The following is a 17,232-nucleotide window of genomic DNA, read 5'->3' as shown; positions in this document are numbered from 1 at the left end:
CACTGAACGGCGGGTTGAGTACGCATGTTCAACTGCAGCCCGAACGACCCGGTAATACCCCGACTTCAATGTCCGGAGCGTTACCGACAACCTGCAAGACTCGTGCTAGAGCCTTGCATCAGCCGCCATGCAAGGAGCGACCGAGCGATCCTACCACCACATTCTGTACTTGGCGCCACACCCTTATGCATGATCCACAGCGGATGCTGAGCGCACACGAACGACCGACGGGTCAGCTTGTGATCGCACCCCAGATAGCCGCATACGGAAGCCTTCCAGCGTAGCCCACAACAGCGTCAAAGCCAGCCGATAAGCGATGGTTTTTGGTTAGCTAATAGTCAGAAATCGCGTCTATAGAACACGTCCAGCGAACTGGCGAGTCCGCTGGCCGCCTCAAGGAAAATCCGCTTGGTCAACTGATAGCGCAAAGCGACCGTATTAGCAGGCTCGAATACCCCAACGCCGTAACGTAACGTCAACCGATCGGACAGCTTCCCGCTCGCCACCACGCTGGTGTCTGTGCCGCTACCCTCAGTGTCCAGCTGAAAGTCTTCGATACCCAGGCGTTGCGCGACGTTGCCGGTAATCGACGCACTGCCGGCCAAGCCGAGTCCAAGGGCCGCTTGGGCCAGCAGGTTGCTGTCACCCGTCTCGGCGCCCAAGGGCCGGCCAAGTACCAGATACGACAATGCCTGCTCCTGACTCATCGCAGGCTCGGCAAATACATCGACGCGTGGCTGCTCTGCACTGCCGGTAATACGCAGCCCAGCAATGACATTCTCGTCTTCGATACGCCGAATGGCTTCGATATCCAAGTAGGGTTGCGACAGCACACCGGTGAACAACAACCGGGCGCGACGGATCGTCAGACGCTGGCCGTAGGCGCGGTAACGGCCCTTGTTGAAGCTGAGCTCCCCGCGCGCATCGAAGTCGTCACCTATGTGAAGGTAGCCGGCAAGATCCGCCGTAAGGCCGAAGCCGGAAAAGCGCAGCCTGTCCTGCCCGACTTCGACGTCCACATCCATGCGAATCGCCAAGGGGGGCTTTGTCTCTTGCGCTTCGGCGCCAACGATAACCGCATCCTCTGACACCTTCACCGTTGAGGGTGGTAGCTCGCGGACAGTAATTTCGCCGCGGGGCACCCGAAGCTTCCCGCTTACGGCCAACTGCTCACCAGCCAACTGAATGCGCAGATCGGGCGCAATTTCGAGCTCAGCATAGGGTTCGACGATCACAGGCAATTGACTGCCGTTGATACGCAGATCGAGGTCCAGCGCCTGCGCCCAATCAATCGTTCCCGCAATCTGTCCCTGGCCCTGCTCGCCGCTGCGCCAGTCACCATCGACACGGACCCGCTCGCCGTCGATGACTGCGGTGACCTGCAGTTGCTCGAAGCTGACCGGCAGCTCGGCGCCGGCAATCTCGCCATCAGTGAGCCTCAGCTCTCCGTTGATCTGCGGCTTCCGCAGCGTGCCCGAAATCTGACCATTGCCATTCAGTTGGCCGTCAAGCCGCTCGACCTGCGCAACGAAAGGCCGGATAACGGAAAGATCGAAATCGCTTAACACGAAATTGCCAGAGATCGGCTTGACCTCGCCGCTAGGGTCCACCTGCAGTCGAACATCCAGATCGCCGAGATCCCCGCCCTCGAAGTTCAACCTGCTGTCGACCTGTTTCGGCGTCAGCTGGCTGTTCAGTGACAAGGTCTGATAGGGAAAATCGAGCCACTGCTCGCCATCGCGCATGCGCAACATGCCAGGACCGGCGTCGACACGGATAGACCCGCTTGGACCCGCGCTCGGCAGATCCAGCGCTAGATCAGCATTGACTTCGCCCTGCCAGATCAGATTGTCCGGCAGGTATTCGGCCAGCGACTCAAGCGGAAAGTCGCGCAGGCGATAGCGCAACTGCGGGTCAGGTTGCAGTTGCTGGTCATCGGCACACAGCGTGGCCTGACCCGAGGCCCAGCAATGCGCGCCGAAGGTGATCTTGCCGCTCGCCAATCGCTGCAGCGACGCGGGATCGCGCAGTGCCCATTGCTGTCCCTGGGCATCCAGCTCGGCTTCCATCAACCGACCCCGCCAATCGCCTCCTTCAAGCCCGCCGGCCAACGCCAGCGACAGGTCGAGTAAGGGGCCCTGCAGCTGCAGTCTGGCCTGATGTGCTGCTGGCGTGCCTTCGGCGCTCAGCTGCAACTCGCCGATATCAGTTGCTCCAGACTGTAAGCCTTTCGCGTCGAGGCTAAGCTGGCCACGCTCGCCCTGGGACAGGCTCGCGGTCATTTGCAGTTGATCGACTCGATTGTCCTGAAACGCGACACCGGTGCTACTCAGCACAAGCTTTCCCTGCGGTGCGTCCGGCGTGCCCGACAGGTCAAGGTTTCCGGTCATTCTGCCGTTCAAATCAGGCCAGAGCTGGCCGAGACGTGACAGATCAATGGCCAGGTTCGCCTCAAGCGTCTCGGCCCAGAGGCCATTCCCCTGAATGCGGTTGTCGCCCAGACGCAAATCGATCGCCGGCAGACTCCAAGTCGTATTCTCACCGCTCGCCTGCAGTTGAAACCTGAGCGTCTGCTCGCGCAACGTGCCATTCAAATCGAGGGCGGCGTCGGCTTGCAGATTGTCCTCTCGCAAGGCGCCGCTACTACTGAGCGTGCCGCCGATGGTTCCCGGCAGCTCTGCGACCCAGTAAGACGGATCGAGTTCGCTCAGCTCGAGACGGGTCGTCCAATCGACTCCATCAGCGAACCCGACGCTGAGATTTCCTTCGGCCTTGCCCTGTCCAGCCTGCAGTTGCAGCTGCGGCAGATGAACGATTTCAAGGTCACCACTGACTGGGCTTTGCAACGTGAAGTCGCCGGAGGGACCGGTCAGCGCCGCGTTGAAATTGCCCAGGTAACTGCCATCGTCGTACTGGATCTGCGCGTCGAGGGTTCGCAGTGTCACGGGAGGCTCTTCGATGTCGGGATAGAGCCGGCGCCAGGGGAAGTTACGCCAGGCCAGCTGCGCCTCAGCATCCAGCCCCTCGTGCCAATCGATCCGGCCGTTCAGATCAACGTGTTGCTGCTCGCCGGCAGTCAATGTGAGGGTTTCGATATCGGCATGGGCCAAATCGACCAATGCCTTGAGTGCAAGAGCCACCGGACCGCCCTCGCCCTGCAGGCTTCCATCGCCCACCAGGCGATAGCCCTGTTCCATGTCTCCTTTAACGGTCAGCTCAAGCGCCTCCAGGCGCAAGGCATCGGGCAGCGCAGGGGCGGCCTTGAAACGCTCCACCGCCAGCAGCAGGTTCGCTGGTAACTCCGGTTCCAGAGGCCTCACCCATCCGCTGAGCTTGGCCTGCAGATAGCCCTGGCTTTGCACGTCGACCATGAGATGCTCACGCAACTCGCCGTCGGCCTCGAACTTCACTGCCCAGGGCTGCTCGTTTGGCGAGCGAATCGCCGCGGTGCCACTTAGCGCCAGTGGCCAGTCGGCTCTGGTCTGCAACCGGCCCGAAAGTTCAATTGCCACATCTTGACGGCGAACCTCCAGCATTCGAACGACCAGGCCCTCTTCGTCCCAGTCCGCCTGCAACTCCGCGCCCTGCATCTGTTGAACGCCGTTGAGATTGATCGCGCCGATATCGACGCGGTCAAGACGCAGCTCGAGTGGTAAATCGAGATCTGGAAGATTGAAGGGTTCGCTGGCTGCTTCGTCCTTCGGAGCAGGAGGAAAAGTGAGATCGATATCGCCGGTGACCAGCTCATCAATACAAAGGGCCTTGCTCAGCAAACAACTGGGCGACCAGTTCATGCGCGGCGACGCCACTTCGACCCGGCGACCCGCCTGTTCCCAGACCAGACGATCCGCCTGCCAGTGACCACCGAGGCGACCCGTGAATGCCTCAAGCTGCAGCCCAGGCACTTTGCTCAACGTCCAACGGCTGCCCGTGTTCGTTCCGAGCACCAGCAAGACCGTCAAAACGACCACCAGCAGCAGCGCCAGTATGGCCAACAACAACCCACTGACGATTTTCGCACTACGCCTCAAAGCTCTGGCCCCATGGAAAAGTGCAGGCGAACTCCGCCCTCGCCGTCCAGCGGATGAGCGAGGTCAACGCGAATCGGCCCGACTGGCGAAACCCATCGAACACCGACGCCCACGCTGCTTTTGAGACTTGGCAACTCCATCGAGTTGAACGAATTACCCTGATCGACAAAGGTCGCCAGGCGCCATTTCTCGGTCAGTGAATACTGATATTCAGCGCTGACCGCGAGCTGATAACGTCCGCCGATTCGGTCGCCATCCGAGTTGGTCGGCGACAGGCTCTGGTAGTCGTAACCCCGCACGCTTTGGTCACCACCGGCAAAATAGCGCAGCGATGGCGGCACGTTGGTGTATTCGTCAGTCCAGTTCCCGCCCACTTCCACCCGACCTAAAAAACGATGCCGGGCACCCAGCGTGGTCAGCCCCTTGACCGTCGCGTTGGCATGAACCAGATCAGCGTCCGAGAACACGCCCTCCTTCGCCGCCCCCAGTTCGAACCTCAAGCGATAGCCATGGCTGGGATCGAGGCGGTTGTCGCTGCGCAGAAAGCTGTAAGACACACCTGGCATCAACAAGGTGCTGACACCCGAATCATCGCCCAGCTCGTACTGCTCATGGCGCCACTTCAACGCCCAGACGCGCTGCCAACCGCTGGGCAGTCGGCGGTGCCACTCTGGCCCAACCGTCAATAGACGACTAAGACTGTCCTTATCACTCAGCTCTTCGTATTGATAGCCGGCCGCATAGCGCAGTTTGTCGGTCAACGGTGGGTCCAGCGGTACGTCATAGAACAGACCGATGTTCTGCCGCGGCGCGGACAGTTCGGACTCGATGCCATAGCTGTGGCCCTGGGGGTTGACCCAATGGCGGGTAAAGTCGAAACGTATTCGCGGGCCGACATCGGTTGAGTAGCCCAAACCAAGTCCGAGCGTGCGCGGCTCTCGCGTCGTTAGCTGCACCGCAACGGGAATGCGTTGCTGGTCGGCGTTAGCCGGGTTGGCATCGACCCGGACGCCTTCGAAGTAGCCGCTGGACTGCATCGCCTGGTTGAGTTCGGCGATCAGTTCCGAGTCATACGGCGTGCCGGGATCGAACGGCACCATGCGCTCCAGCAAGTCCGGATCAAAAGGCGAGTCTCCTTCAAAACCCACATCCCCGAGCACGTAGCGTGGCCCGCTGTTGAACACCAGTTCTACGTCGGCGGCGTTCGTATCAGGGTTGATCGCCAGCCGTTGGCGCTCGAAGCGTCCGTCGAAAAACCCATAGCGTGAGGCCTGGTTGAGGATCCGTTGCTTGACCGCTTCGTACTGCCCATGATTGAGCACGGCGCCTGGCTTCAAGGTGTTGCGCGGCACTCGAAACGCTTGCAGCTCGGCGGCCGGCCCGTTGACCTGCAACGTGATATCACGCAGGCGAACTGGCTCGCCGGGCTTGATTCGCAGCGTCAATCGGGGAACTTCCCCATCAGCGACCCTGGTTTCGATAACGGCGTGGTAATAGCCCAACGCCTGCAGCGCTTTGTTCGCCTGCTCCTGAGCAATGCGGCTGTAACGCAGCAACTCTTCTTCGTTGCGATCGCCCAGTTCGCCGATGTAGTTCTCGACGTTTTCACGCAGCGCACTGTTGGATGGCGTGACTTGGACGTCAAGTTCAGCGGCGTACACCGTAGATGCACAGCACAAGAAGAGGCCCGCCGGAAAGGTTCGGCGAAGGATACGAATAGGCATGGCCAGGGATGCTAGCACGCTGCGCACTAGGCGTTGGCCAGGTGGCGATACGTGTAGCACGGCATATGCAGCGTTAGGCAAAAGCATGGGAGCACTTCTTTGGACAACATCAGTACGACTGTCGCCCCTGCGCAAAATTCGTTCTAACCGCTGGATGCCTCGACCTGTCGCGGCGCCGGATGGAAGAACACATGTTCGACCACCGGACCGATGGCTACCTGGCCGATGTCTTCATAACCCTGACGTGCGTAGAAGTTGAGGTAGCGTGAGTTGCCGGTGTCGATCACCAGGCCCTCCGATGCGGCGTCCGCGGCACACCAGTTGTGCAACGCTTCGAGCAGCTGTTCTCCATAGTGTTGTCCCTGGCACTTGGGATGGACCGCCATCAGCGGCAACACATGGAAATTCCCTGGTGGCAGACAACCCAGCACCGCAGCGTGGTAATCAAGATAGCGCCGTGTACAGCGGAAGCCTGCAGTAAGCAGCATGCGCATTCGCCACGCCCAGCTTTCGGTGATGTCCAGTCGACGCTGTGGTGGCGCGATCAGCGCGGCAGCAATCAGCCGGTCATCGAGCAACAACCCCAACGCCGGTTGGTCCTGCAGCAAGTGCTGATTGACCAGCTCGCGCACGGTTGCGCGAACACGCTGCTCGTAGCCGGGGCGATCAGCCTCGAACAAATAAGCGAAGGTCGGTTCGTGTCGATAGGCGTTATACAGAAGCGAGCGGATTTCCCTGGCGTAACCACTGTCGAGCATTCGTACTTCTGCAGTCATCGGCATGGCGGTTCTCTTGTTATGTCACTGGGGCTGATTTCACGTTAGCAGCCGCATCGGAGTCTTGCCGGGGGAGAACCTGGTTTGATGATTACGGCTCGCCGCAGCGCCGCCATAGCCAGTAGAATCGCGGTTTTGCCGGAGCCACAGTCGATGATGCTTGTTTCTTTCAATATCAATGGTTTAAGAGCCAGACCTCATCAGCTTTCCGCAATCATCGAGAAGCATCAGCCTGACGTGATTGGCTTGCAGGAAACCAAGGTGTCTGACGAACAGTTCCCACAGGCCGAGATAGAAGCGCTTGGTTATCACGTCCATTTTCATGGCCAGAAAGGTCATTACGGTGTCGCGCTGTTGTCACGACAGGCCCCGCTGGAAATCCACAAGGGCTTTCCCGGCGATGGCGAGGAATCGCAGAAGCGCTTCATCTGGGGTCGGTTCGCAGACAGCAATGGCGAGCCGGTTACGGTCATGAACGGTTATTTCCCTCAGGGCGAGAGCCGCATCCACCCCACCAAATTTCCGGCCAAGACCAAGTTCTATGCCGACCTCCAGGCGCTGCTGGAAGAACGTTTTACCCCTGAGCAATCCGTAGCCGTGATGGGCGACTTCAACATCTCACCCGAAGACTGCGACATCGGCATTGGTGAGGTAAACGCCAAACGCTGGCTGCGCACGGGCAAGTGCAGCTTCCTGCCGGAGGAACGCGAGTGGCTGACACGCTTGAAGAACTGGGGTCTGCAGGACAGCTTTCGCACGCTGAATCCTGAAGTGGTTGATCGCTTCAGCTGGTTTGACTACCGCAGCCGAGGCTTCGAAGACGACCCACGCCGGGGGCTGCGCATTGACCTGATCCTGACCACCGCGGGCCTGCACAAGCGCGTCACGGATTGCGGAGTCGACTATGACATCCGCAGCATGGAAAAGCCGTCGGACCATTGCCCCGTCTGGATCGAGCTGGGCCAATAACTGCGCGTGCGATGCCGCACGCGCGCCGAGCCCAAAACGCATATTTGCGAGCTGATCGACATCTTCGATCCATCGCAGCCAGCTGTCACATAACGGTAAGCAAAGCGTCTTAATCTCCCCCGCTTCTTTGAAAGGGAGAGTCGTCGCATGACAGCTTCAGCGTCCGCCAGCGCCATAAGGAAACGGGCGCTGTGCCTGTGGGTCTTCGGCCTGCTTTGCGCCAGCCCGCTCGCGCTAGGTGAGCCATTGGCTGCGCCTGCTGCCAACAGTCCAGTGCTGCGCATACAGGGATCGAATACGGTCGGTGCGAAGCTCGCGCCGATGCTTCTAGCCGGTTTTTTCGAAGCGCAGGGCCTGAATTCGGTACGGGTCAGCCCAGCCGGCAAGGAGAACGAACAGCGTATCAGTGCCGTCGACAGCTCCGGCCGAACTTATCAAGCACTGGTTGCAGCACACGGCACCGGCACCGGGTTCGCCGGGCTCAAGGACGGTTCCTCCGATCTCGCCGCCGCTTCGCGCCCGATCAAGGACAGCGAGCATGCAAGTCTCGCCAGCTTGGGCGATCTACGCAGCGCAGACGCCGAACAGGTGATTGCCATTGACGGGTTGGCGATCATCGTCAGCCCGGACAACCCGGTCTCCTCCCTCAGCGTTGAGCAAGTCGCTAGCCTGTTTGCCGGCGAGATTCGTAGTTGGAAAGCGCTCGGCGGGAAGGACGTTCCGGTCGAGCTGCATGCACGGGATGATCAGTCGGGCACCTACGACACTTTCAAGGAGCTGGTACTGAGCGTCCAAGGCAAGACACTGGCCGCGGACGCCGCCCGCTATGAATCCAATGATCAGCTTTCGCAGATCGTCAGCAGCCGTCCCGGTGCGATCGGTTTCGTTGGCCTGGCATCGGTAGGCAAAGCCCGCGCGCTGGCGATAGCCGACGGCGATTCTCAGCCTATGCTGCCCAGCAAAGCGTTAGTGGCGACTGAAGATTATCCGTTGTCGCGGCGGCTGTTTTTTTACGCCAATCCGGTGCAGCAGTCGCAATGGACCCGGACCTTTCTGAGCTTCGTGCACAGCGCCGCTGGCCAGGCCATCGTTGCTAAATCTGGCTACATTGGACAGGCCATCGACGCGATCAGCCTCTCGCCCTCTCCTGACATGCCGCAGCCGTATCAGACCCTCGCCAGCCAGGCGCAGCGGTTAACGGTGAATTTCCGCTTCGATGAAGGCAGCGCACGGCTGGACAACAAGGCGCAACGTGACGTGGAGCGCCTAATTAACTATCTGCAGAGCACCAACAAAACGATGAGCGCAGCGGTGCTGGTTGGATTCGGTGACGCTCGCGGCGAGCCGGCGCGTACCGCTTTGCTCTCCAAACTTCGCGCCATGGCCGTACGTAGAGAGCTTGCTAGAGGCGGGGTACTTGTGAAAGAAATCAACGGCTTAGGAGATTATCTTCCAGTAGCCTCGAATACGCCGAGCGGCCGCATCAAGAACCGCCGCGTCGAAGTATGGGTGTATTGAGCGATCTGGTGCCGGTGCAAGATCGTATCGGTCGATAGCCAGCGGCGTACTGTTACGTCGACGCCAGCACGATTAAGCTCGGACGATTTCCAGCAGCGGAAACGATCATGTATCTGGTTTGTGGCGAAGCCCTGTTCGACGTTTTTGTAGCCCCGGGAGGCGCCCCCCGCAATCGCCTGAGTCTCGACGCGGTGGCTGGCGGCTCCCCCTTTAACGTAGCAGTCGGCCTCTCGCGTTTGGGGACGCCGTCGGCTCTGTTCGCTGGCATGTCTCAAGACCACTTGGGCCAGCAACTTCGACAAGTTCTCGAAGACGAAGGGGTCGATAGGCACTACCTGATCGACTTCGATGCACCCACCACACTGGCGATGGTCGCACTGGGCGCCAACGGTTCTCCCGTCTACAGTTTTCGCGGCGAAGGTTGCGCTGATCGCCTGCCGCGCGAGGAGCATCTCGCCCCGCTCAGCGAGGAGATCCGCGGCATCCACCTCGGTTCCTACTCGATCGTGACCGCCCCGATCGCCGACACCCTACTGTCGCTGGTGCGCCGCGAAAACAAGCGCCGGCTCATTTCGCTCGACCCAAACATCCGCCTGAACGTCGAACCGGACTTGGCCCGCTGGCGCGAGCGCGTCGAGGCGATAGCCGCGCTGGCGCATCTCATCAAAGTCAGCGATGAGGATCTGGCTTTGCTCTATCCCGGCGAAGCCCCCGAGTCCATTGCCAAGCGCTGGTTGCAAGGAAGCTGTGAACTGGTGGCGCTGACCAGAGGCCGAGAAGGCGCTCAGTTGTTCAGCCGTCGCCATGGCGAGTTTTATGTAACCGCAGTAGCTGTCACCGTGCGCGATACGGTTGGCGCGGGCGATACCTTTCAGGCCGCCCTGCTGAGCTTTCTGCATGACCAGCAGCTGGATACCGCCCAAGCGTTGGCGCAGATTCAGCGCGATCAACTACAGGCCTTGCTGGCGTTTGCTGTCCAGGCTGCGGCGATCACCTGCTCCCGTCGCGGCCCGGATCTACCCTACCGATACGAAATTGTCTGACAGGTTGGCCGCAACAGCACGAACGTCTATAACCCCAAGGGGACAAGAATAAGGGCGACGGAACCAGACATGAAAGCGTTGAAGATCTCCGACCCATCCTACGAACTGATGGATGATCACCATGGCAACTCACTGATCTACCGAGAGCATGGCTTTCCCTGTCCGCTTGTGCGCTGGCACAACCACAAGGAATACGAACTGCACCTGATCGTAGCCAGCTCAGGGAAGGTGTTCGTCGGAGACTACGTCGGCAATTTTGGTCCCGACAGCCTGTTTCTCACCGGGCCAAATCTGCCACATAACTGGATCAGCCAGGTCGACGAAGGTGAGGTCGTCGCCAAGCGGGACATGCTGGTTAACTTCACCGATGAATTATTCGAAGCAGGCCATAACGTCTTTTCCGAATTGCGCAGCCTGACACCAATGCTCGAACGTTCGCGCTACGGGATCGAGTATCGCTGCCCTCACACCATTGCCGAGGCCAGCAAACTGATGCACCGGGTTGCTGACAGCCGGGGTGCCACCCGCCTCGGCTATTTCCTGATCATGCTGGAGCTGCTCGCCAGCTGCGAAGACTACCAGCTGCTCTCCGGCGCTACCTCGGCACAGCTCGGCGACGAACACCATGCCGATCGAACCAACATGGCGGTCAATTACATCTTCGACAACTACATGCGTGAGCTGCCTCTCGAGGAAGTCGCCGGTCATCTGGGTATGAAACCCACCTACTTTTCGCGTTTTTTTAAACGTGCCACTGGCCGTTGCTACGTCGAGTTCGTCAACAGTCTGCGCATCAGCAAATCCTGCGAGTTGCTGCTCGATAACGACAAACCGGTCACTGATGTCTGCTTCGAGTCAGGCTTCAACAACCTGTCCAACTTCAACCGCCGCTTCCAGCAACTAAAGGGCATGACGCCGTCCTGTTATCGCCGCCTAGTGGAGCAGCGACTGACCGAGCAGAACCTCGCCAGCTGATACGCATCCTCGCTCCCTGCCGCAACAAAGATGACGTTACGCTTCGCCCTTTTTGGTTATGCCGACCGCAGGCTTGGCACAGCTGCGTCGCTTCGCGGTGCTTGGATGTGCTCGTCACTTGCCTTTAATCACTGATAAAGGAGTGCAAGAAAGTACCAGATGACGTGCAGTCAGGGCTTTGTGACCTGACATCCCTGGCGTTGTAATGCTCGTGAGCCGCTCGTACGGCAGTAAGCGAGCAACAACAAAAACAATAAGTGCTTCCGCCCTCCGGCTGCGGAAGAGGAGCCCTAGATGAAACTCGCAAAATTGCTGATCGGAACCACCTGCATCGCAGTCATTAGCGCGACGCAAGCCGCCGAGACCTTGACCGTCGCCACCGTCAACAACGCTGACATGATCCGTATGCAGCGCCTGTCCAAGACCTTCGAAGAACAGTATCCCGACATTGACCTCAATTGGGTCGTATTGGAAGAAAACGTCCTGCGCCAGCGCCTGACCACAGACATTGCCACCCAGGGCGGTCAGTTCGACGTCCTCACCATCGGCATGTACGAGGCCTCGCTCTGGGGCGACAAAGGCTGGTTGGCGCCCATGACCGACCTTCCTGATAACTACAACCTCGACGATATCTTCCCCTCTGTGCGCGAGGGCCTTTCGGTCGATGGCACCCTCTATGCCCTGCCGTTTTATGCCGAAAGCTCGATGACCTACTACCGCACCGATCTGTTCGAAAAGGCCGGACTGGACATGCCGGAGCACCCGACCTGGACGCAGATGGCTGAATTCGCCGAGAAGCTGCATAAGCCAGGCGAAGAGCAATACGGCATCTGCCTGCGCGGCAAGGCTGGTTGGGGCGAGAACATGGCACTGGTCACCACCGTGGCCAATTCGTTTGGCGCGCGATGGTTCGATGAAAAATGGCAGCCCGAATTCAACGGGCCGGAATGGACCAAAGCCGCCAATTTCTACGTCGACCTGCTAAGCAAATATGGCCCACCAGGCGCATCCAGCAACGGCTTTAACGAAAACCTGGCGCTGTTCAATAGTGGCAAGTGCGCCATGTGGGTGGATGCCACCGTCGCCGGCTCGTTCGTTACCGATGCTTCACAGAGCAAGGTTGCTGAGAAAGTCGGCTTCACGTTCGCGCCACAGCAGACGACCGACAAAGGCTCAGCCTGGCTCTACTCCTGGGCGTTGGCCATTCCAACCAGCTCGCAGAAAAAAGACGCCGCCAAAACTTTCGCCGCCTGGGCCACTTCCCAGTCTTACGCTGACCTGGTGGCCAAGACCGACGGCGTCACCAACGTGCCGCCGGGCACCCGGGAGTCCACCTACAGCGAGGAATACATGGCGGCCGCCCCCTTTGCCAAGATCACCCTTGAATCACTGAAGCAAGCTGATCCGGCCTCACCATCCGCAAAACCGGTGCCTTATGTCGGCATTCAATTGGTGACCATCCCCGAGTTCCAAGCCATTGGCACACAGGTCGGCAAGATGTTCTCCGCCGCGCTTACCGGGCAAATGCCAGTCGAACAGATGCTGACGGCTGTGCAGCAAACGACCACGCGTGAAATGAAGCGCGCCGGCTACCCGAAGTAGACCGACAGTAGGCATCCCACCGGACAGGGCTCAGCTGAGCCCTCATGGCCTTCTTTCAGCCGGAGCACGCCCATGGCTACCACGACCACAGCCTTGCCCAAGGCCCCTGTTACCGATACGGCAAGCGAGTCGAACGAGCGCAAGCTGCGCCGGTTCGCACCCAGCTGGTTCCTCGTCAGCCCGTCCGTTGCGCTGTTACTGCTGTGGATGCTGGTACCGCTGTCGATGACGGTCTATTTCTCTGTGATTCGCTACAACCTGCTCTATCCCGGCGAGAATGATTTCGTCGGGCTGGAGAACTTCCATTACTTCCTGACGGATGCGGGCTTCATGCCCGGCATGATCAACACCTTGCTGCTGGTCGGCAGTGTGCTGCTGATCAGCGTCGTGCTCGGCGTGCTGATCTCCGCATTGCTGGAGGCGGCTGATTTCGCCGGCCGCGGCATCGTTCGCGTACTGCTGATTTCGCCGTTCTTCATCATGCCGACCGTCAGCGCCCTGGTTTGGAAAAACCTGATCTACCATCCGGTATCCGGCATCCTCGCCGCAGTCTGGAAGTTCTTCGGGGCGCAGCCGATCGACTGGTTGGCCCAACATCCGCTGCTCTCGATCATCATCATCGTGTCCTGGCAGTGGCTGCCCTTCGCGATCCTCATTCTGATGACCGCCATGCAGTCTCTGGATCAGGAGCAGAAGGAAGCCGCTCGCCTCGATGGGGCCGGCCCGGTCGCCATCTTCTGGCACCTGACATTGCCGCACCTGGCGCGCCCCATCGCCGTAGTGGTGATGATCGAGACCATATTCCTGCTTTCCGTTTTCGCCGAGATCTTCACCACCACCAGCGGTGGTCCCGGCTACGCCTCCACGAACCTCGCCTACCTGATCTACACCCAGGCGCTGCTGCAGTTCGACGTTGGCATGGCATCAGCCGGCGGCCTGATCGCAGTGGTAATTGCAAATATCGCGGCGATCATCCTGGTGCGGATGCTCGGCAAGAATCTCACCGAAAAATACTGAGGACAGACCGATGCTGACGCTCAAACAAAGTCGCCGCATCAATACCCTGGTGGTAGGGATGTTCGCCTGGGCTATCGCGTTGCTGCTGTTCTTCCCGATCTTCTGGATGCTGCTGACCAGCCTGAAGACCGAGATTGACGCCTTCGCGACGCCGCCACAGTTCATCTTCACGCCAACGCTTGAGAACTACCTGGAAATCCAGGACCGCAGCGGCTACTTCAGGTACGCCTGGAACTCGGTAACCATTTCCTTCGGTGCAACTGCGCTGGGCATGCTGATCGCCATTCCCGCGGCCTATTCCATGGCCTTCTACGAGACCAAGCGGACCAAGGGCACACTCTTGTGGATGCTGTCGACCAAGATGCTGCCACCAGTGGGCGTGCTGGTGCCGATCTATCTGCTGGCCAAACAGTTCGGCCTGCTCGACAGCCGCACGGTGCTGATTGTGATCTACACGCTCATCAACCTGCCGATTCTGGTGTGGATGATTTACACCTACTTCAAGGACATCCCTCGCGACATTCTCGAAGCGGCCCGAATGGACGGCGCCACGCTAATGCAGGAAATGGTTCGCGTGCTCCTGCCGATCAGCAAAGGCGGCCTCGCTTCCACCATGTTGCTGTCGCTGATCCTGAGCTGGAACGAGGCCTTCTGGTCGCTGAACCTCACATCGTCCAATGCCGCCCCGCTGACTGCCCTGATCGCCTCCTATTCCAGTCCCGAAGGGCTGTTCTGGGCCAAGCTTTCGGCCGTATCCACCCTCGCCTGCGCACCCATCCTGATATTCGGCTGGATCAGTCAGAAACAGCTGGTCCGTGGCCTGTCGTTCGGCGCGGTCAAGTGACGCCGACGAGCCAAAAAGAACAACAGAGGATTCGAACATGGCAGATCTGAAAGTCCACAACCTGAAGAAAAGCTTCGACGGCAACGACATCATCAAGGGCATCGATCTGGATATCCGCGACCGGGAGTTCGTCGTTTTCGTCGGCCCGTCCGGCTGCGGCAAGTCCACGCTGCTGCGCCTGATTGCGGGATTGGAGGAAGTCAGCAGCGGGAAAATCGAACTCGATGGCCGTGACATCACCGATCTCAGCCCGGCCAAGCGTGACTTGGCCATGGTCTTCCAGACCTACGCGCTGTATCCGCACATGACGGTGCGCAAGAACATGTCCTTCGCGCTCGACCTGGCGGGGGCGGACAAAAAAGAAGTCGCCAGCAAGATCGAAGCGGCAGCGCGCACCCTTGAATTGGAACCGTTGCTGGAGCGCAAACCGCGCCAGCTTTCCGGTGGTCAGCGCCAACGTGTCGCGATTGGCCGCGCCATCGTGCGTAATCCAAAGGTGTTTCTGTTCGACGAACCGCTGTCGAACCTCGACGCGGCACTGCGTGTGCAGATGCGCCTCGAGCTGTCGCGCCTGCATCAAGAGCTGCAGGCCACGATGATCTACGTGACCCACGATCAGGTCGAAGCCATGACCCTCGCCGACAAGGTCGTGGTGCTCAACGGCGGGCGCATCGAGCAGGTCGGCTCGCCCATGGAGCTCTACCACCATCCGGCGAACCTGTTCGTCGCAGGCTTTCTCGGCACACCGAAAATGGGTTTCCTCAAAGGCCGTATTAGCCGGGCCGAAGCCACCGGTGTGGAAGTCGACCTGGAAGCCGGTTGCCGCCTGTTTCTCCCGCTGGGCGGCGCTGCATTGGCGGTAGGCGACCCGGTTACGTTGGGCATTCGTCCGGAGCACCTCAACCGCGGTAGCGAAGGTAGTTGCCAGCTGACGGTAAAGGCCGATGTCAGCGAGCGACTGGGCAGCGATACCTATTGCCATGTAATTACCGAGACACGCGAGCCGCTGACGATGCGTATCCGTGGCGATTTCACGCCGCGTTATGGCGAGCCGTTGACCCTGGTGCTGGATGCCAGCCATTGCCACTTGTTCGATAGCAATGGCTTGGCTGTCGGCCAGCCGCTGCAACAGGTCGCCTGATAACCAACCCGATCTAGCCACAGCCATCTCGCAGACCAATCGCTGCTATCACGGCAGCGATCACACCGCCGGCTATCCCCCTTCCACGCCCAGCGAGGCCTGACATGAAGCTGAATGAACAGAACCTGCCGCAGCTGCCGGTACATATCGCCCGCCCCTCCTACACGCTTGAATCGGTTACGGCCGGTATCGCACACATCGGAGTAGGTGGTTTTCATCGTGCCCATCAGGCGGCCTATACCGATGCGCTGATGAACACAGGCGAAGGTCTCGATTGGGGCATCTGCGGCATTGGCACTCGTGTCGATGAGCTGCCCATGCGTGACGCGCTCGCCTCGCAGAACCATCTCTATACGCTGGTGGAGCTTGATGACCGGCCGGACACTGAAGTTCGAGTCATTGGCAGCCTCCGCGACATGCTGCTGGTTCCTCGCGATGGCTCTGAAGCGGTGGTTGCACGCCTTGCCGATCCGGCCATCCGCATCGTCTCGTTGACCATTACCGAGGGCGGGTACTGTCTGGATGACAGCACCGGTCAGTTCAACGCCTCGCTGCCGCACATCCAGCATGATCTGGAGAATCCGCGAACGCCAATCAGCGTGTTCGGCCTGCTCTGCGCGGCGCTCGCCAGACGTCGTGGCGAAGGCACGGGACCGTTTACGGTAATGTCCTGCGATAACCTGCCCCACAATGGTGACGTTACCCGCAAGGCAACCCTGGCCTTCGCTAATCTGATCGATCCAGAGCTGGCTGACTGGATTGAAAGCAACGTCAGCTTTCCCAATGCCATGGTCGACCGCATTACGCCGATGACCAGCGCAACGCACCGCAAGAATCTGAAGCAGCAGCACAGCATCGACGACGCCTGGCCAGTGGTCTGCGAACCTTTCGTCCAGTGGGTGCTGGAGGACAACTTCGTCGCCGGCCGGCCTGCCTGGGACAAGGTTGGCGTGCAGTTCACCGACGACGTAGCGCCCTACGAGGAGATGAAAATCAAGCTGCTCAATGGCAGCCATCTGGCGCTAACCTACCTGGGGTTTCTGCGCGGCTATCGGTTCGTTCATGAAACCATGGCCGACCCGCTGTTCGTCGAGTACATCCGCCGCTACATGGACGAAGACGTCACGCCGCAGCTTGCCCATGTGCCCGGTATCGACCTGACCGAGTACAAGCAGACCCTGATCGAACGGTTCTCGAACTGCGCGATCGCCGATCAGCTTGAGCGGGTCTGCTCGGACGGTTCATCAAAGTTTCCCAAGTTTACCGTGCCGACCATCAACCGGCTGATCGCTGACAATGCAGAATTGGACCGCGCGGCACTGGTCGTCGCTGCCTGGGCGATGTACCTCAAAGGCGTCGACGAGAACGGCACCCGGTACAGCATTCCCGATCCACGCGCCGAGTTCTGCCAAACGTTGGTCGAGGAGGATGAAGGGGTCGCCGAGCGGTTGCTGAGTCGTGAAGAAATCTTTGGCGCCCAGATCCCCCGCTCTCCGGCGTTTCACGATGCGTTCGAGCGCAACCTTCTGAGGCTGAGGACGCTGGGTGTCAGCGGAACGCTCGATCTGTTGCTAACGCGCTGAGGTCGACTC

12 protein-coding genes are annotated in these 17,232 nt (G+C 59.7%); 9 read left to right on the top strand and 3 right to left on the bottom strand.

Annotation, left to right across the window (positions count from 1 at the left end; translation table 11 throughout):
• Positions 1-338: 338 nt before the first annotated feature.
• The 3 genes from ACSSNI_RS05815 to ACSSNI_RS05805 form a co-directional block, all read right to left on the bottom strand.
• Positions 339-4,031 carry a translocation/assembly module TamB domain-containing protein gene (locus ACSSNI_RS05815; protein WP_234484336.1) on the bottom strand — a complete coding sequence of 1,231 codons (3,693 nt, stop codon included), beginning with the start codon at positions 4,029-4,031 and terminating at the stop codon, positions 339-341.
• Positions 4,028-5,755 (bottom strand): autotransporter assembly complex protein TamA, encoded by a 1,728-nt coding sequence (locus tag ACSSNI_RS05810; protein ID WP_200636926.1) that lies wholly within the window; start codon positions 5,753-5,755, stop codon positions 4,028-4,030. Before ACSSNI_RS05810 ends, ACSSNI_RS05815 begins: the two co-directional genes overlap by 4 nt.
• A 143-nt stretch (positions 5,756-5,898) precedes the next feature.
• Positions 5,899-6,537: a GNAT family N-acetyltransferase gene (locus ACSSNI_RS05805; protein ID WP_102835370.1), complete on the bottom strand. Its 639-nt coding sequence runs from the start codon at positions 6,535-6,537 to the stop codon at positions 5,899-5,901.
• Positions 6,538-6,684: 147 nt separating this feature from the next.
• Here ACSSNI_RS05805 and xthA point away from each other — a divergent pair, with 147 nt between their 5' ends.
• From xthA to ACSSNI_RS05760, 9 genes are all read left to right on the top strand, one after another.
• On the top strand, positions 6,685-7,500 hold the full coding sequence (gene xthA, locus ACSSNI_RS05800) for an exodeoxyribonuclease III (RefSeq protein ID WP_200636928.1): 816 nt from the start codon (positions 6,685-6,687) through the stop codon (positions 7,498-7,500).
• A 147-nt stretch (positions 7,501-7,647) separates the two neighbouring features.
• Positions 7,648-9,018: a substrate-binding domain-containing protein gene (locus ACSSNI_RS05795; protein WP_200636930.1), complete on the top strand. Its 1,371-nt coding sequence runs from the start codon at positions 7,648-7,650 to the stop codon at positions 9,016-9,018.
• Between the two features lie 107 nt (positions 9,019-9,125).
• Positions 9,126-10,061: a carbohydrate kinase family protein gene (locus ACSSNI_RS05790; protein WP_200636932.1), complete on the top strand. Its 936-nt coding sequence runs from the start codon at positions 9,126-9,128 to the stop codon at positions 10,059-10,061.
• Between the two features lie 69 nt (positions 10,062-10,130).
• Positions 10,131-11,036, top strand: a complete 906-nt coding sequence (locus ACSSNI_RS05785; RefSeq protein WP_200636935.1) for an AraC family transcriptional regulator — start codon at positions 10,131-10,133, stop codon at positions 11,034-11,036.
• 294 nt (positions 11,037-11,330) lie between these two features.
• Positions 11,331-12,638, top strand: a complete 1,308-nt coding sequence (locus ACSSNI_RS05780) for an ABC transporter substrate-binding protein (RefSeq protein ID WP_200636937.1) — start codon at positions 11,331-11,333, stop codon at positions 12,636-12,638.
• Between the two features lie 72 nt (positions 12,639-12,710).
• Positions 12,711-13,655 carry a carbohydrate ABC transporter permease gene (locus ACSSNI_RS05775; RefSeq protein WP_234484337.1) on the top strand — a complete coding sequence of 315 codons (945 nt, stop codon included), beginning with the start codon at positions 12,711-12,713 and terminating at the stop codon, positions 13,653-13,655.
• Positions 13,656-13,665: 10 nt separating this feature from the next.
• Positions 13,666-14,499: a carbohydrate ABC transporter permease gene (locus ACSSNI_RS05770; protein WP_200636939.1), complete on the top strand. Its 834-nt coding sequence runs from the start codon at positions 13,666-13,668 to the stop codon at positions 14,497-14,499.
• 37 nt (positions 14,500-14,536) lie between these two features.
• Entirely contained in the window at positions 14,537-15,640 is a 1,104-nt protein-coding gene (locus tag ACSSNI_RS05765; protein WP_102835378.1) for an ABC transporter ATP-binding protein, read from the top strand.
• Between the two features lie 104 nt (positions 15,641-15,744).
• Positions 15,745-17,223: a mannitol dehydrogenase family protein gene (locus ACSSNI_RS05760; protein WP_200636941.1), complete on the top strand. Its 1,479-nt coding sequence runs from the start codon at positions 15,745-15,747 to the stop codon at positions 17,221-17,223.
• Positions 17,224-17,232: the final 9 nt, after the last annotated feature.

Source organism: Stutzerimonas tianxiuensis (assembly GCF_053470365.1).
This window is presented reverse-complemented; position numbering and strand designations above follow the sequence as displayed.

What these genes read in the sequence shown, in the direction of transcription:
- ACSSNI_RS05780 (WP_200636937.1), top strand. Translation starts at nt 11,331, where the DNA reads ATGAAACTCGCAAAATTGCTGATCGGAACCACCTGCATCGCAGTCATT.
- ACSSNI_RS05805 (WP_102835370.1), bottom strand. Translation starts at nt 6,537, where the DNA reads ATGCCGATGACTGCAGAAGTACGAATGCTCGACAGTGGTTACGCCAGG.
- ACSSNI_RS05790 (WP_200636932.1), top strand. Translation starts at nt 9,126, where the DNA reads ATGTATCTGGTTTGTGGCGAAGCCCTGTTCGACGTTTTTGTAGCCCCG.
- ACSSNI_RS05765 (WP_102835378.1), top strand. Translation starts at nt 14,537, where the DNA reads ATGGCAGATCTGAAAGTCCACAACCTGAAGAAAAGCTTCGACGGCAAC.
- ACSSNI_RS05810 (WP_200636926.1), bottom strand. Translation starts at nt 5,755, where the DNA reads ATGCCTATTCGTATCCTTCGCCGAACCTTTCCGGCGGGCCTCTTCTTG.
- ACSSNI_RS05785 (WP_200636935.1), top strand. Translation starts at nt 10,131, where the DNA reads ATGAAAGCGTTGAAGATCTCCGACCCATCCTACGAACTGATGGATGAT.
- ACSSNI_RS05760 (WP_200636941.1), top strand. Translation starts at nt 15,745, where the DNA reads ATGAAGCTGAATGAACAGAACCTGCCGCAGCTGCCGGTACATATCGCC.
- xthA (WP_200636928.1), top strand. Translation starts at nt 6,685, where the DNA reads ATGATGCTTGTTTCTTTCAATATCAATGGTTTAAGAGCCAGACCTCAT.
- ACSSNI_RS05770 (WP_200636939.1), top strand. Translation starts at nt 13,666, where the DNA reads ATGCTGACGCTCAAACAAAGTCGCCGCATCAATACCCTGGTGGTAGGG.
- ACSSNI_RS05775 (WP_234484337.1), top strand. Translation starts at nt 12,711, where the DNA reads ATGGCTACCACGACCACAGCCTTGCCCAAGGCCCCTGTTACCGATACG.
- ACSSNI_RS05795 (WP_200636930.1), top strand. Translation starts at nt 7,648, where the DNA reads ATGACAGCTTCAGCGTCCGCCAGCGCCATAAGGAAACGGGCGCTGTGC.